General features: G+C 57.2%; 9 protein-coding genes and 3 pseudogenes. 4 read left to right on the top strand and 8 right to left on the bottom strand.

Going from position 1 to position 14,271, the window contains the following annotated elements; translation table 11 throughout:
* Nucleotides 1-426 precede the first annotated feature (426 nt).
* Nucleotides 427-622 (bottom strand): annotated as a pseudogene (locus AC5ZG5_RS44220) (transposase); the annotation flags it as partial.
* 203 nt (nt 623-825) lie between these two features.
* Between AC5ZG5_RS44220 and AC5ZG5_RS44215 the strand changes: the two are divergent.
* Nucleotides 826-1,014: a hypothetical protein gene (locus tag AC5ZG5_RS44215; RefSeq protein ID WP_456646921.1), complete on the top strand. Its 189-nt coding sequence runs from the start codon at nt 826-828 to the stop codon at nt 1,012-1,014.
* Between the two features lie 1,253 nt (nt 1,015-2,267).
* Complete coding sequence (locus AC5ZG5_RS44210) at nt 2,268-2,609, top strand: hypothetical protein (RefSeq protein ID WP_456646922.1); 342 nt, start codon at nt 2,268-2,270, stop codon at nt 2,607-2,609.
* A 419-nt stretch (nt 2,610-3,028) separates the two neighbouring features.
* Here AC5ZG5_RS44210 and AC5ZG5_RS44205 read toward each other — a convergent pair.
* From AC5ZG5_RS44205 to AC5ZG5_RS44185, 5 genes and pseudogenes are all read right to left on the bottom strand, one after another.
* Nucleotides 3,029-3,400: pseudogene (locus AC5ZG5_RS44205) on the bottom strand (transposase); the annotation flags it as partial.
* 26 nt (nt 3,401-3,426) lie between these two features.
* Complete coding sequence (locus tag AC5ZG5_RS44200; protein WP_456646923.1) at nt 3,427-4,557, bottom strand: helix-turn-helix domain-containing protein; 1,131 nt, start codon at nt 4,555-4,557, stop codon at nt 3,427-3,429.
* Nucleotides 4,558-4,611: 54 nt separating this feature from the next.
* Nucleotides 4,612-5,496, bottom strand: a complete 885-nt coding sequence (locus AC5ZG5_RS44195; protein WP_456646924.1) for a recombinase family protein — start codon at nt 5,494-5,496, stop codon at nt 4,612-4,614.
* Nucleotides 5,480-5,653, bottom strand: a complete 174-nt coding sequence (locus AC5ZG5_RS44190; protein ID WP_456646925.1) for a hypothetical protein — start codon at nt 5,651-5,653, stop codon at nt 5,480-5,482. Before AC5ZG5_RS44190 ends, AC5ZG5_RS44195 begins: the two co-directional genes overlap by 17 nt.
* Nucleotides 5,654-5,947: 294 nt before the next feature.
* Nucleotides 5,948-6,625: pseudogene (locus tag AC5ZG5_RS44185) on the bottom strand (IS110 family transposase); the annotation flags it as partial.
* Between the two features lie 2,134 nt (nt 6,626-8,759).
* On the opposite strand from AC5ZG5_RS44185, the gene AC5ZG5_RS44180 reads away from it, so the two are divergent.
* Nucleotides 8,760-9,665, top strand: coding sequence for a TauD/TfdA dioxygenase family protein (locus tag AC5ZG5_RS44180; protein WP_456646926.1), 906 nt, complete (start codon nt 8,760-8,762; stop codon nt 9,663-9,665).
* Nucleotides 9,666-11,146: 1,481 nt separating this feature from the next.
* Here the strand turns inward: AC5ZG5_RS44180 and AC5ZG5_RS44175 are convergent.
* Entirely contained in the window at nt 11,147-11,572 is a 426-nt protein-coding gene (locus AC5ZG5_RS44175) for a GNAT family N-acetyltransferase (RefSeq protein ID WP_456646927.1), read from the bottom strand.
* A gap of 1,480 nt (nt 11,573-13,052) precedes the next feature.
* Here AC5ZG5_RS44175 and AC5ZG5_RS44170 point away from each other — a divergent pair.
* Nucleotides 13,053-13,913, top strand: a complete 861-nt coding sequence (locus AC5ZG5_RS44170; protein WP_456646928.1) for a MaoC family dehydratase — start codon at nt 13,053-13,055, stop codon at nt 13,911-13,913.
* Nucleotides 13,914-14,069: 156 nt separating this feature from the next.
* Here the strand turns inward: AC5ZG5_RS44170 and AC5ZG5_RS44165 are convergent.
* Nucleotides 14,070-14,271, bottom strand: a 202-nt coding sequence (locus tag AC5ZG5_RS44165) for an integrase core domain-containing protein (RefSeq protein WP_496165541.1), incomplete at its 5' end; no start/stop codon positions are given.

Genomic DNA, 14,271 nt, shown 5'->3' with positions numbered 1-14,271 from the left:
TCTTCATGGTCCGCTCCGTTTATCAAAACGGAACGGCATCCGCACCACCTAAGCCGCTGGTCCAAAATCCGGGGTCCTCTTCAGGGCTGCCATCGCGTCCCTGATCGAAATAGCCTTACGCCGCGTGCGATAACTGCTAAAGCACGGCTGGCCGCATCGGCGCAGCGTAGGGTTGCTTAGCCTTGGCTACAGGGCGCTTGCTAGCGCGCCGATCAGCTGTGGCAACGCACTGATACTCACCGGGCCACATAGGACTTTCTGAGGCAGAGTTAACGCCCTTCATGGAGGCCTGTGCCTCGATGGCTTGCCATCGTCTGGGAAGGTGGCTCGCTGACTGGTTCCGCACAGTGCGAAGAAACTTCATCGCGATGTCGCCGTCGAGCAGCCGATACCGGGTATTGCAGCGGTCGCATCCCACAGCAGGCCCAGCAGCATGTTTTCCTCCTCCAACCTCTTCAGGCGCTTCGCATGCGAGACCTCCATCCTGCCAAACTTGGCTTTCCATTCGTAAGCCATGGCCGCACTCACGCCGCGGTCCCGGCACAGATCGGCGACCGGAACGCCAGCTTCGTACTCCAAAAATCCCGATGATCTGCTCTTCCGAAAGGCGGCTGCGCTTCATGCCCTGGTCTTAATACGCCGCCCCCCATTTTTTGTCCGGTTTCCGACAGCGGCATCACAAAACCTGTGAGATTCCGCGCGCCATTAGCGCATCGCGAACTGTTTCAAAGCGCAATTAGGCGGTTAATGCGCACGAGGAGCGCTGGCGCAGCCGTTGCTCTTTCTCGCCGTGGGACAATAGGGGACCAATTTGTGGAGCTGAAGATGAACGGCACGACAGGATCTTGGAGTTACGGAGAACAAGCGCCGATGCCAATGGAAAAACAGACTAAGGTTAAAGAAATCCGCGACTCTTCAATCCACTGCGGTTTTGGGGGCATACCGCGGGATGCGATAGTTGCGGCTAAACAGCTGGGGGTCTTTGAAGAAATCGCGGGCACTACCGGCGACTAAGTAGGAACGAAGGTTCAATACGCTACCTCGCCTTGCCATCTGAAAGGCAGGCCAAGCGGCTGGGCATTGGATCGCTCGGGGACAGCTTGCAACGTGTGCGGCTGCTCATGGGCGTTGCTGAAGATTGAACGCGCGAGTGGGAGATTGACCGTCTTGTACGACAAATTGGAGCTCCCGAGCGTGCTGACGGGTTGATTTGTCGCCGGAGCATTAGGCCATCCGAGCCTATGGTATGAGGTATGCATCCGAGGAGAGACGCCTTGCGTCGGGATAGGTCTCGCTTGAGAACTGCGCGCGTGGACGGTCAGGATGTGGGCTGAAATCGACTGCAAGTGGTGGAGGCTGCGAGTTCGAGCTGAGTGATCGTTGGCGCTTAGATTGGCAATAGTCGTTACAATTGGTCCTTATCGACGCACACCTGTTTGGAATCCTGCATAACAGGGTTCGAGAGTGTAGAATTTCTGCACCATCTGGCGCCCACTTCGCGAACTTGTACCGCTCTTCCAACTAAAAAGAGGTCTTCCAGGTAAGGAGGTTGCAAATGACGTCGGTGTTCCCAGCGAAATCAAGTCGCACGAATACCGCGTGGGTGTTACGCCAGAGGCCTTCCGCAAATAACGGCGGCCGGCGCCAGGTGGTTAGTCAAGACCAATGCTAGCATCGGCATTGGCGCTACGGACGACATGCAAGGCCGGCGAACGGTTTTAGACTCCTCCCATGAGGTATTTGCATCGAGCGATGATGATAAACAACAAGGAGCCTGAGCTTTCCGAATGGACGCAGCCGCGAGAGAACCAGATCCTCTTCACTTTGTCCGCGTCTGTGCCGGACCCGGAGTAGGCCAAGATACTCGGAAAGCCTGGGTGCGGCCCAATTGCTTAGGAAGCCGTGACCTGAAACGCATGGCGGGGCTTTCGCTGATGAGCGAGGTCGCGGGCTGGCTTGCGATAGAGGCGACCGGTAGCGGCCGCGCACTTGGCCGGCTACAGATGCCAAGCAGCACCACTTTGACACCGTGCCTTCGTGGTCCACGGCGACAGCTATATCGCAGACAATTTCGAGCGCGAGCCGGCAAGTGGTATCAGGCCGCTCCGTTCGCTCGCAATTGGAAACACCGAGCCAGATGCCAGCATACTGCCGGCGGAGTACTTTTATTAACCGGTTGGTCCTCGCCTTCGCGAACATCACCACAGACGTGCAGGAGGTTCGGGCTTCGGCATTATGGCGTCGCTGCTCAATAAGCTTAGTACAGAGTGCCTTTGAAAGACCCAGACGCCGTAGCGGCAATCGTCTCAACTTTGCGGCGCGTTCATGGCGACCGCGTTGCTCGTGCCTTACTCGCAGACGGCGTGAGCTTGGCGGCACTTATCGATGCGGCGTTCTCCTTGCCGATGAGCAACGGTAACGCTGTCCGGATGATCGGGAAAGCGCTTGATTCTGGCGATTTCAGCTTCACACCGGACCTAGGGCCGCTTTGGCGTGTGCGGTACATTTATGAAGATCGACGTGCATCGATGCGCGTCGTCGATATGGAGATCTCAACGTCGGGCAGGACATTCGCGAGCACTGAGATTTCGTTGCGGCTGTCCATCTGATGCGATGTCCAACTCGTGTCTCCCCCTCACGCCAATTTCTTTGTCAATCGGCCCTTTAATTGCGAGGTGTTGTCAAGCTGCCATTCTTTGTCTCCAGTGGCACGAGGGCAGCGATCACTTCGTCGGAGCTGGTCGGGGTTGCGGAGACGGAGTGATCGCGGGTGACGAGAGAATCGCCAACCGGAATTGGCCAAGGCCCGGCCTCTTTAACGGGTCAAGTTCGCGTTGATGTCGTAGCTGGGGTCATGGTCCTTTCCGAGGTCGCGGGCGCCTCATGTTGATGTCCGGATCCGACGCCTCAACGTTTGCAGCGGAGTGCGGACAAGCCGCCGCCAGCCGATTGAACGAGGTCGTCGCGATCACCGTCCCAGCGGGACATCGCCGGCCGTAAACCAGGTCGGTAAGCCTTTTTGGTGGGCTCAAGCTGTCTTCGTCTGCTCCCATTCGAATGAGGTGCCGTCGACCCAGATGCAATGGAGGATGATCGCAATCTTCCGTGCGATAGCGACCTTAGCCTTCTTCATTCCGATACGCTTGGCGAGTTTCAATCCCCAAGCTCGAAGGGAAGACCATTTCTTCGTACGGTAGAGCAGGACAGTTGCGGCTTCGTAGAGATAGGTTCGCAGCAGTCGATCGCCCCAGCGTGAAATTCGGCCGTTGTGATCGATCTCGCCGGATTGGTTGCGTCGAGGCGTGAGCCCGAGATAGGCCCCAACGGCCGACGCAGATCGAAAGCGCGACGGATCGTCGACCGTGTGCCTGAACGTCAGGGCGGTTACGACGCCTGATCCCACGTCATAATGCCCATCTCACTACGTTATTGAAAGACAAAGGTCTTTTGATTTGGATTTGATGATGACGGGCTTTTGCAGCACGCCCTGACGCGCTCGATCACATGCGGATCTTCGATATCGCGTCGTTTGATTACCCAAGGTGCGCCTGCACAATATTGGTTGGCGGGAATGACGCCGGCGCGAATCTGGCGTAGCACCGTCAGAGGGCTCAGATTGAGCATCCTGGCTGCTTCAGGCAACGTGACTTCGCCGCGCTCGGCCCATTTGCCATCCCTGTAGACCGTGATGCCGTGCGTGTTGCGGAAGCCCCGCACACGCGACTGTGTCCATCCATTCAATCGGCCGGTTCGCTTACCTGTCCGGTTGAGCATGCCGGCAATGGCTTTGTCAGGCATCAATCGCGCGCAGGCGCGGATCAATTCCGCCGTCTCGGGCTCGACGGCCCACCGTGTTTGCTCCCTCCGGTTCTTTCTCACCATCAGGCGGGTATGATCGCCGCCCTGCCAATGCAACAATAAATGAATCTGGTCATTCTCGACGCAGGCTACCACCTCACGCAACACGACCCGGATGATACGCTTACGCGTGACGGCAGTGGCCGCCGGATGGTGCCAAGCAGCCTCCAGGTCAGCCCCCATTTGCAGCAGACGCTCGCGCTCCTCTGCACTCAAGGTCGCCGGCCGCTGTCGAAGCAGCGCCTCCAGTTCCTCCTCGAGTGCGCGTACGGCCGCAAGGGCGGCATTCCACCGCCGCTCGAGTTCGCCAGCGACCAGGCGATTATCAGGGTCGACCGTGTCATATTGTCGGCGTGCCCTGGTTGCCTCGTATCGCGCCTGTTCGAGCGCCAACTCGATCTGGCGTTGTTTTTCGCCAGACCGGTGCTCGCATTGTGTGATCGCTTGGATGGCCGCTTCAACGCCGAGCGGCTGCAGCAACCGCACAATCTCCGCTCCCACCGCCTCATCGACCCGCAAAGCGCCGAACGAGATGCAGGGAGCGGCAATCGGATTGCTCCGGGTCGCGTCACAATTATAGCGGCCGACATCGCCGTTGGTGCCATTGTAGCTGACAAGCAGCCGGCGGCCGCAATGACCACAGCGTAGCAGGCCCGCGAGCAAAGCCTCTCCCTTGCGCACCGGTCCGCGCACCATCATGCCCTGACCATTGGCGTTGTCAGCGATCAGCCGTTGATTCCTTTCAAAGTCCGCTCAGGACAAATAGCCCTCGTGATGGTCGACGAGCAAGACCGCCCAATCTGAGCGATCTTTGCGGCGGCCGCGAACGATTCGCTTGCGGCCATTTTCGATTATCATCCGACTTCCGGTTCGGCCAAAGGCGTAAGCACCGGCATAAACAGGGTTGGTGAGAAGATTGCTCACCGTCGTGTAGACCGGTAGCTTCCACAGCACCTGATGTTGTCCCGAGGCTTTGGGGTCGATATACGGCAGCGCGATCTGGTCACCTCGAAGCGACAAAAACACTTGGCGGATGCTTTGCATCTCGGCAAACCGGGTGAAGACCAGCCCAATCGCCTCCCGCACGCGCAGGTCGGGATCCATTTCGATTTTGTCGCGGCCCGCTTTTACATAGCCAACGGCTACCGAGAAGAACAGCTCGCCCCGTCGTGCCTTCTGCTTCAGGGCTTCCATCGAACGGGCCCGCAGGAGTGATAGTTCGAGCTCGCTCATCGTCCCTTTCATGCCCAGCAATAGCCGGTCGTTTGGATGGCGGGGTTCATACGTTCCATCCTCATCGACGATCACCGTGCCGACCAAGCCGCAAAATTCGATCAGAGTGTGCCAGTCGCGTCCGTTCCGCGCCAGGCGCGACGCCTCGATGGCAAACACGGCACCAACGCGGCCTTCACAGATCGCTGCAAGCAGTCTCTCGAATCCCGGACGGCTGACGCCCGAACCCGAGCGGCCGAGATCGTCATCAATGACCGTCACATCCGTCCAGCCAAGAGCACGAGCACGGTCGGCAAGGCCATATTGACGCCGTCGGCTCTCGTGATTGTTGGCAAGCTGGTCGACGGTGGATTGTCGAATGTAGATGAAGGCGCCCCGCGCCAGATGATCAGGCGTGATTTTCATCGCCTGCCTCCGTCACTGCGACGATACTGAGTATTTCCGACAAGAGCGCGCTCACCAGTGGCAATAGCTTCGCCCGCTCGGACGCTGTCATCGGTACCAGTGGCGTCTTGGGCACGAAGAGGTCGGCTTGGCGCTGATATTGTTGCCGACGTGTCATGCTTGTCTCCTTCACGACGGGAATCGTCGTGCAACAAGCTTAGGCAGGTATCGAGCTCGAGACGGAGCTCACGCAGATGCGCCAGCGGCAGAAGTGGAATCTCCGTCACCACCATCGCCTCCGCCGAATCCTCCGTCATCCAGATCGGCAGCTGCGCCAGTGTGCCATCCGGCTGACGGATGGTCACAGCGACGTCGTTACCACGGATTGCGACTGGTCACGATGACCGTTTGCCCGTAACGGGGATGAAATCGGTAACGGATAATCGTCTCACGCAACTGATAGTGAGCATTATGAAGTTGTCGCGCCCACGCCCGGGACCGTCATCAGGCGCCGCGTCGTTTCATCCGCTTTTGCGAGCCGCCGAATCTCGTCGTCTAATTTACTTTGCTGCTGACAGACCTGATCATGGACCAGCAAGAGAGGATTAACCACGGAACACAGGTGGTGATCATCACCCAACAAGTCGTTGACCTGCTTCCGAAACTGAAGGCCTATAGCGCTTGGGAACAGCAGGCCGTACTCTTTGACGATGCTGCGAACTTGGTTTTCGATATCCCTTCGGATTCCGACCAGACGAGATCGCGCCACAAGAACGGCCCGGGTCCTCTGGCTCTCTTCGCTCTTGACCTTCACTTCTCGGTACCAGCCGACCCTGACCAGCTCGGCCAGTCCTCGGGCGTCATTCGGATCGCTCTTATTCAAGCGGGTCGAGAGTACGGCATGTGCGTGGCGAGCATCGACACAGACGACAGGAAGGTTAACGCGTCGGAGCTCGTGCCAAAGCCAGCTCGCCATCGCTCCAGTCTCAAAACCGATACGCTCGGCATTTGGCGCACGCTTGCGAAGTAGCTCGGTCAATGCTCCAGGTTCGGACTTGGCCTTGCCTTCGAACGTTACCCGTCCACTTTCGTCGATTACGCAGACTGAAGTTTCCCTTTGTGAGACATCCAACCCGACGTATTGCTTCATGATAGCGCTCCGAATCGGTTGATTGCGAGAGCTCGACGATAGCAAGAGCTCCCTGGCTCACGAGCGCCGATCGCAATTACGTCATCGTTTGCAATTTCATTCCTGATCGGAGGCCACCTTATCGGGCGCCCACCCCGGGTTCAGGAATATTGAAGGTCGAAACGCTGGCTGCTCGGGATGTATGCGGGCGGATACGATGCTCGTCGAAGATCGCACGAGCAGCTCCGCCCGATGCGGCTGAATTTGTACGGCTTCGATCGAGCACTCATGTGGCGCGCTACAATTTGCACCCTAAGGTGCCGTAGTCGCGCACTCCGCTGGGCAATCGCAAACCCCTGTCGCAGCGCGCCGCAACCGAGCCTCCCTCGCACGGGGGCAGCTATAAGCGCGCAGGGACCGTTCTCGTTTAATGGATGAAATCTGGTTGCGTGAGACGCTGCGCCGTGTGCTTAACCAATTTTCGAGTGCTGTGCGCGGGAACGCCGCCGAGCTGGGCGACTGCAAACCGAGATGCTTACGCCATCATCTCCGACCAGCGCATGCTGTAGGATTCGGGCGTTCTCAGACGCGTCCGCGAGATGTGGTCCGAATCCGTGCGGATGATCATCTCGGGCTATTCCGATTCGGAAGACATCATCGCCGGTGCGTCAACGAGCCGGGATTCATCAATCAGGCACGAAGCCTCGGCAACCGGACCGTTTGCTAGACATTGTCAGAGAGGCGGTGCAGCTCTATCGGCTGCAAAAAGAGACCGAGCCTGCGGCCGTGGATATGGAGCCGACGCGCATTTGATTCGTGCCTCGCCAGCGAAATACTTGCGCCCTAGTGTGGGACTCCAGACGTAGACGCGTTCATCCGATCGCATGCTACGCCCTGACGGGAAACGCTTATGCATTACCGGCACGATCTTGGCCCGCTCGGAACCGGCAAGCTGCATGTCGTGGCTCCGGAGGAGGAAGGGACTGAAGGGTAAGTAGAGTATTGTCAATCATGCGTAACCGTTGACTCTCCTACCGAGCTTGTAAGAGGAGGGAAGTTCGAGGAGCGAGGCGTGAACACTCCGTCCGTCTGTTGCGCCTTCGGTTATAGATGAAAGGGACTCGCGAAGGGCAGACGCAGAGTCGGTCGCGCTCTCTATTGCTGCCGATATCGTAATTCTTCTGAGGCCGTCACCGTCTAACATTTTTGTAGTTTCCTCAATTGAGATATCTGCTCACAGATTGCATCCTCCGCAGACTGCGGCTAGGTTTCGCTTAGCTGCTTCCGGCTGGCGGCGTACCTCCAAGGTCAGAAGAAATTCGATATATTGGGGATGGCCCTTATGCATTCATCTCCCAAACACGCTTGACCGTTCCAGTTTTTTTCGCGCTAGATGCGTCCTGAACGGTGCAACGGTGTGGTGATGGCCAAGACGGTGAAGAAGAAGGTTGTCCGCCGCGAGTACACGAAACCGGATATTAAGGAACTGCGTGCAGAAGGCTCCCGGAGTTGTCCATATGTGACAGCCGGATGAACAAAGTAAACATTGAACAATTGGAAACCGCGGACAAACCCTTGCTGCTCTCGTCAAGATTGAATGTGCAAATGATACGATGTATGGTAGGTAGAGTCTTGCAAGATCCAACGGAGGTACCAGCGCGATCGCACTGATGAGTTAACGCCGCGAGTAAACCTAGTTCGTCCTTTTATCGCCTCGATTGTACCTATTGCCGATCGCATGAGATGGTCATCATTCAAAATATTTCAGAGCCTGGCTTGTCGACGAAGCGAACATTGCTCGCCGTCAAAAAGAAAGCTGGTTTCGTGTCATGGACGGGACATCGATTGCCCTTATGATTTGCGATTTCAGAGGAGGTGTTCATCATGCTGCAAGTCGACCCCGGTAGCGCTGTCCGCGGGTTCCTTCGTCTGAGTGGGGCCGATGTAAGCGTAAGTCCTGATCGCATCGGAGAAGATCACAAGATTGTCGTGGTCCGTAGCCAGGGATCGGCTTGGCTTTTTGTAGCGGCTATCGGGCCACCTTGCGATCGAGCAGGGACCCGTCACCTAAATGACTGCGTTGACTCCCGCCGTCAGTATCGCGACCATGCATCGCGGAGCTTTGTTTAGGCATCACGATAGTGAGAGCACGATCATGAGCAGCACGACGACCATTGATAGCGTCATTCCGCGACCAGACATCGTCAAGCACGGGGCACGACTTGGTGCCGAGATCAAGAACATCAGGCTATCGGAAGAGTTGTCCGACGAGGTCATCCGAGCCATCAGCCGACTGCTTCTCGAGCATAAGGTCATCTTCTTTCGTGATCAGGGACATCTTGATGATGCCGAGCAGCAGCGCTTTGCCGTCCGACTCGGCTCTCTGATGCCGCGGGGCGCGCCGTCGCCCCCGGAAGTTGCGTCGGATCCCGGCAGCGATCGTGACCGGATGCACACGGACGCCGGCTTCAGAGAGGCCTGTCCACAAATCTCGGTGCTGCGCGGCGTCGTGATCTCGCCTTGTGGCGGCCACATTGTTTGGTCGAGCACTGCGGCTGCATATCTTGACCTTCCGGAGCCGCTGCGGATGCTTGCCGACAACCTGTGGGCGGTGCACTGCAGCGCTCATGATTACACTGTGATATGGCGCGCCACCGAGGCGGACACGACGCATTCCGACGATGTCCTCACCGGAACAATCTACGAAACCGCGTATCCGGTCGTTCGCGTCCATCCCGAGACCGGCGAGCGCTTGCTCGTGCTTGGACATTTCGTGCAGCACTTCGTCGGTCTGCAGAAATATACCAGCGAGAAGCTGTTCGACCTACTTCAATCCTACCTCGCCGCGCCGAAAAATACCGTATGCTGGAGCTGGAAGTCGGGTGACGTTGCAATCTGGGACAATCGCGCGACCGAGCATCAGGCCGTCAATAGACCCGGCGATCAATATCGCGTGTTGGGCCGCCTCGCCGTCGACGACGATGTGCCACTCAGTATCGTTGGTTGCCGCAGCGTAGCGCGCAGTACGAGGTTAAAGCCGCAGGCGGGCAAGGCTGCCTAATTTAGGCCCACTGAACTGATCTGGTCTGCTACGACGCCGGCGATCCGAGGCTTGCGTCGCAGAGGCTTGCCGCGCGCGCAGGCGGCGCGATGTCGATCGATTGGCGCGTTGACGTTGGGTCGTTCGCTCCCGACAGTTGCGGCTTACCGCTTGAGAAGTCCGATATCAACGATCGAGGCTTGGCCGGGCAGGGGATGTTTTCCGCGTTCGCCGAAGACCGCGGCTATCAAATGGGACCGCAAACCGGGCCGCACACATCCAGACTGTTGCTATCTTGACATCAACATCATCGAACCGGAAACCAATGGCTCGCACTGAACGGACGATTGAAGTCGGGCACGGCGCGCGATCTCCGCGAAGGTTTGGCAGTGGTCGCCCATGAAATGAAACCTCACGCGACAAAGCCCGCACATGTGACCGTTGATATTCGCGAGCAATTAGGCGAGTCGAGGTGACGATGACTGAACCGGCCGGCGCGATCACCGAAATCGGCGTCATGATCGGGCACATCTCGCGAGATGGCTACCGCCGTGGTCGACGCCCTCGCAGAGCAGGGGGCAACGACCAGAACCGTCCGTCGCACAAAGAGGAGCAGCGCTGTTCGTCGGCTGCATGCGAACGTCTGCGGAGGATACGCCAGCGACCTCTTGGTGAGTAGCGTCCTTAGCGGTTCGTTGAGAAAGGGCAACTCCCACCGGTCGTTTTTTCCGAGATCGAGTCGTAATCGACGCGGATCAGGTTGCCTCCTACCGCTGAATCGTACCGGGAATTCGCGCACGGGTTCTATGGTTTCTTTGCCGCCATTTTATCGCCAGTCGGCATTCGGCCCGAAGAAGGAGCTGGCCACGACGAAGCGGATCAACGAAACGATTGACGGATCGACTTTCGAGTGGGGGCGCACGGACAAGAACTACCGTCCGCGGCACGTTGTTGAGTGGGCCCGACGAATGTCAATCGAGCTACACAAATCCAACGGAGCGGTCATGGCTAGTGGTCCGAAGACACGCGGTCCATGAGACTGGTCCTCATAAACTACAATTCCGAGGCCATGAATGCACCAGAGAGTCACAAATTCAAGTATTGGTATTGTCCACGGCCCTCGGAGCCGCCCGCAGGATCGGAAGACCTGCCTCTAGCTCAGCGTTGAGCTCGTAATCGGTAAGGGACGATCAATCTTGCACTAGGAGCGTACTCTCCCTCCTCGAACGTGGCCATATAACCAAGGCAAACGGCGGCCCCTCCTTGCTCAGTGCAAGGGAGATCAGCCGTATTGACTTGTTCCATATCGAGAGACCTCCAGCGCGAACAAGCGAATTACGCTTGAGCAGGACCAAATTGCGGTCGAGTGTTGTTTTGGGCGAAGGTCATGTGATAAGCTGTACGTGACAGGCTTCGGCTCCTTCACTGACCGGTAGTTTGCGTTGAGCCGCTCGTGGATGATCGGCAATGGCCTGCCCCTTCGGTCCGGCGACCACGGTGGCCTATGAGGATGGTTGTAAGTTCTTGGTCATAAAAACCCGGAATGTTCCGGGTGGGTCGCTGGGTGTTCGGCCCAAGGCTTCCCATCCATTTCGAGCATAGAAATCTTGAAAGTTGATCGTGTAGAGGAAAGCCGATCGGCAGCCGCGCCGTCTACCTTCGTCTTCGAACACCTTCAAAATCGTTGTTCCCAAGCCCCTTCCACGAAATTCCCTAGGCAGAAAGAACGAGTCTAGAAACAACAATCCCACCGACGAAATTCCCATCGCACCGCCTAGAACGCTCTCGCTTGCGGGATCCGTTAAGACCACAGCAATGGGACGATTATCGCCGACGCCGGCTATAGCATAAATGAAATCGTCATTACCTCCCTCGATTGCTTTCACGATGGAAGAAGCGATTACATCAGTTACAACGATGTCCGGCATTTCTCTTCCCCTCGCGCACAGACTATTGCAATAGCGTAGCGCAACATCGACATCAGATGAACTTGCGATATCCGAGATGAACCAACAGATTGCGCTCGAGTGGCCAACGCACGCTGCAAGCGGCCCGTTGACAGTACTGCATCGCATACGTCTCTTCGTAGTCTGGCGCGCCAATCTGTTGCTCTCAGCGACAGCATCGCTTCTAATAGCAAAGTGGACATCCACTTCGTGGATCACACCACCGCACTTTACAGGGCCTAGCCACGATATGGATATCACTTTCAACGAAGCCAAATATGACAAATATGACGCGTCCATATTTGAAGTTTGCTCGGGAGCATTGGCCGGAGCAGTGGTCATTGGGACCGCGTCTTGATCTCCCAAATATCTTCTTCAGTCTGAATAACCGAGCGTATGGCTCAGCCTACATGGCGATTCGAGCTTCGAAACTACTAGGATCGATAGTCGATATTTGTTGTCCCGGGGAGTATGATCGGCGGTCAGTCGTGACGAGCCTACAACCGGGCGTGGTCTAGACATGCGCTCTGCCTGATCGATTTGTTGTCGACTGAAGGCTGTGCTTATCGGTGGAGCGGCTGCCGCGCCGATGTCCGACGTCGAGGAGTTCGCACCCGGCCGCCGGTCAAAGCGACGCAACTGTTTCATCAGTGGTCGAGCAAACGCCGGACGCGAGCTAAACATAGTGTCCATGCCGGTGGCGATGCGCAGCTGCTTAAGTGTGCGCGTGACCTTTCAATTACCCATAATGTTTGCCCCGATAGCCGCTCCCAGTTCGAGGGCTGCCAGCCGCGATAGTCCCCGCCAGACATTTCCTGGAGCTGGATCGTTAGCTCGGGCCAAGTATCCTCCGCCGCGCGATCTTGACGAGATAAATGCGAGAACGTGTTTCGTTGAGAGTGATCTCCGTCCCTGTCTTTCACCAAATGATCAAGGAGCTTGATTTCGGGATTGGTTAGCTCCGTTTGCACTAGAGCGGTCGTTGGGCGAGGAACGATAGAGCGCTATCCAAGACGCGCCAACTTACAATGCAGAAAAACCGCTATCAGATTGACCAGACGCTCAGTGGCTCGCAATTTCGACTCCTCCGGTGAGACGTGCGCAATTCGTGTCCAATCTCTGACAGCCACACAAATCAGGTTCCAGACCAGACCATCTTCGGGCGCCCTGAAGGCCTTTCGATGCAGGCGCTTAATGCTCGCAAACGGTGCTGGCACGGCCATTGCTTTTGAGAGGCAGCAACTTCTAGCGAGGGCTGAGTCCACGCAGGCGCTTAAGACGAGTGTTCTCCCTTTCCTCGGACCGGTGTGCCGCGTTTTTACGGAGACAGGCTCGCGCATAAAGTGCGCACTGTTTGCATCAGCTTTGGAGAGCAACATGGTGGCATAATCGGATACAGCTGCAAGCGAATTTGAACCTCAAAGAGTCCAGCTTGTGAAAACCGCAATAAAGGAAGAACTCGATGCCAATCGACTATCCGGCCGTGCTCAAACTCAAAACCGAAGCGGCTCCCTATTCTTGGAGCGATCGCGAGGTGATGCTCTATGCGGTTGGCATCGGGATGGGCGCCGATCCTCTCAACGAAAGAGAGCTGCAATTTGTTAACGAGGCATTTGCAAAACCCAGGCCTCTGAAGGTCGTCCCGACCTTTGCTTCGGTCTGTGTATGGGGGGCTCGACCCGGAGTCATCGACCTCAATCGCGTCATGCTCGTTGATGGCGAGTGCGACATCACGTTTCACAAGTCGATGCCTGTCGCGGCCAGCGTTATCGCGGATGCGCGCGTGCGCGGTGTATACGACAAGGGCAAGGACAAAGGCGCGATCATTCAGAATGAAATCGTCGTCAGGGATGGGGAGGGTGAAAAGATCGTCACAATCCTTTCTTCGATCTTTGCGAGAGGCGACGGGGGTTTTGGCGGACCATCAGGGGGAATGCCCGAGCCGCACCAAGTACCCCGCCGAGCGCCCGACCGGTCAGTCGATATTCCGATCCGGCCCGACCAAGCGCTGATATATCGTCTGTTGGGTGATCGAAATCCCTTGCACAGCGATCCGGAATTCGCGCGTCGAGCCGGTTTTCCCAAGCCCATTCTCCACGGCATGTGCACCTATGGACTGACCTGCAGGGCCGTGCTGCAAACGTATGCAGATTACGACCCCTCTGCCTTTCGTCGTCATCGCGTCCGGTTTTCGGCCCCGGTATTCCCGGGCGAGATCATCACGGTTAATCTCTGGAAGAACGGCAATTCGATTTCGTTCGAAGGTCATGTTCGAGAGCGCCGAGTTACCGTCGCCAAGAATGGGCAGACAGTGCTAGCCTAAGTGTTTCCGAATCGGCATCGCCTGAACAGAGGCACGCACGGAATTACCATTCTGTCTGTAGCGGCCGTACGGAATCATCGTGTAAGAGGATCAAAGAGCTGGCTCCGGTTGTCTGAACAGATTTTCCGCGTCGATAAGTGAAGCCCTCTGCCAAGGTTAAGCTGCGACGCGGAGAGGCCGCATGTTGAAGCAGGCCTGATCGGGCGTAGCGCCGTCAAGACTCGAATGCGGGCGCCGACCATTGTAAAAGTCCAGGTAACGGCCGATCGAGGCGCGAGCCTCGCTGTCGTAGGATCGCAGATAGACCTCCTCGTATTTGACGCTGCGCCACAGCCGCTCGACGAACACGTTGTCGCGC

The organism is Bradyrhizobium sp. Ses1 (assembly GCF_059512365.1).
Note: the sequence above shows the minus strand (reverse complement) of the source record. Positions and strands in the feature narration are given on the sequence as shown.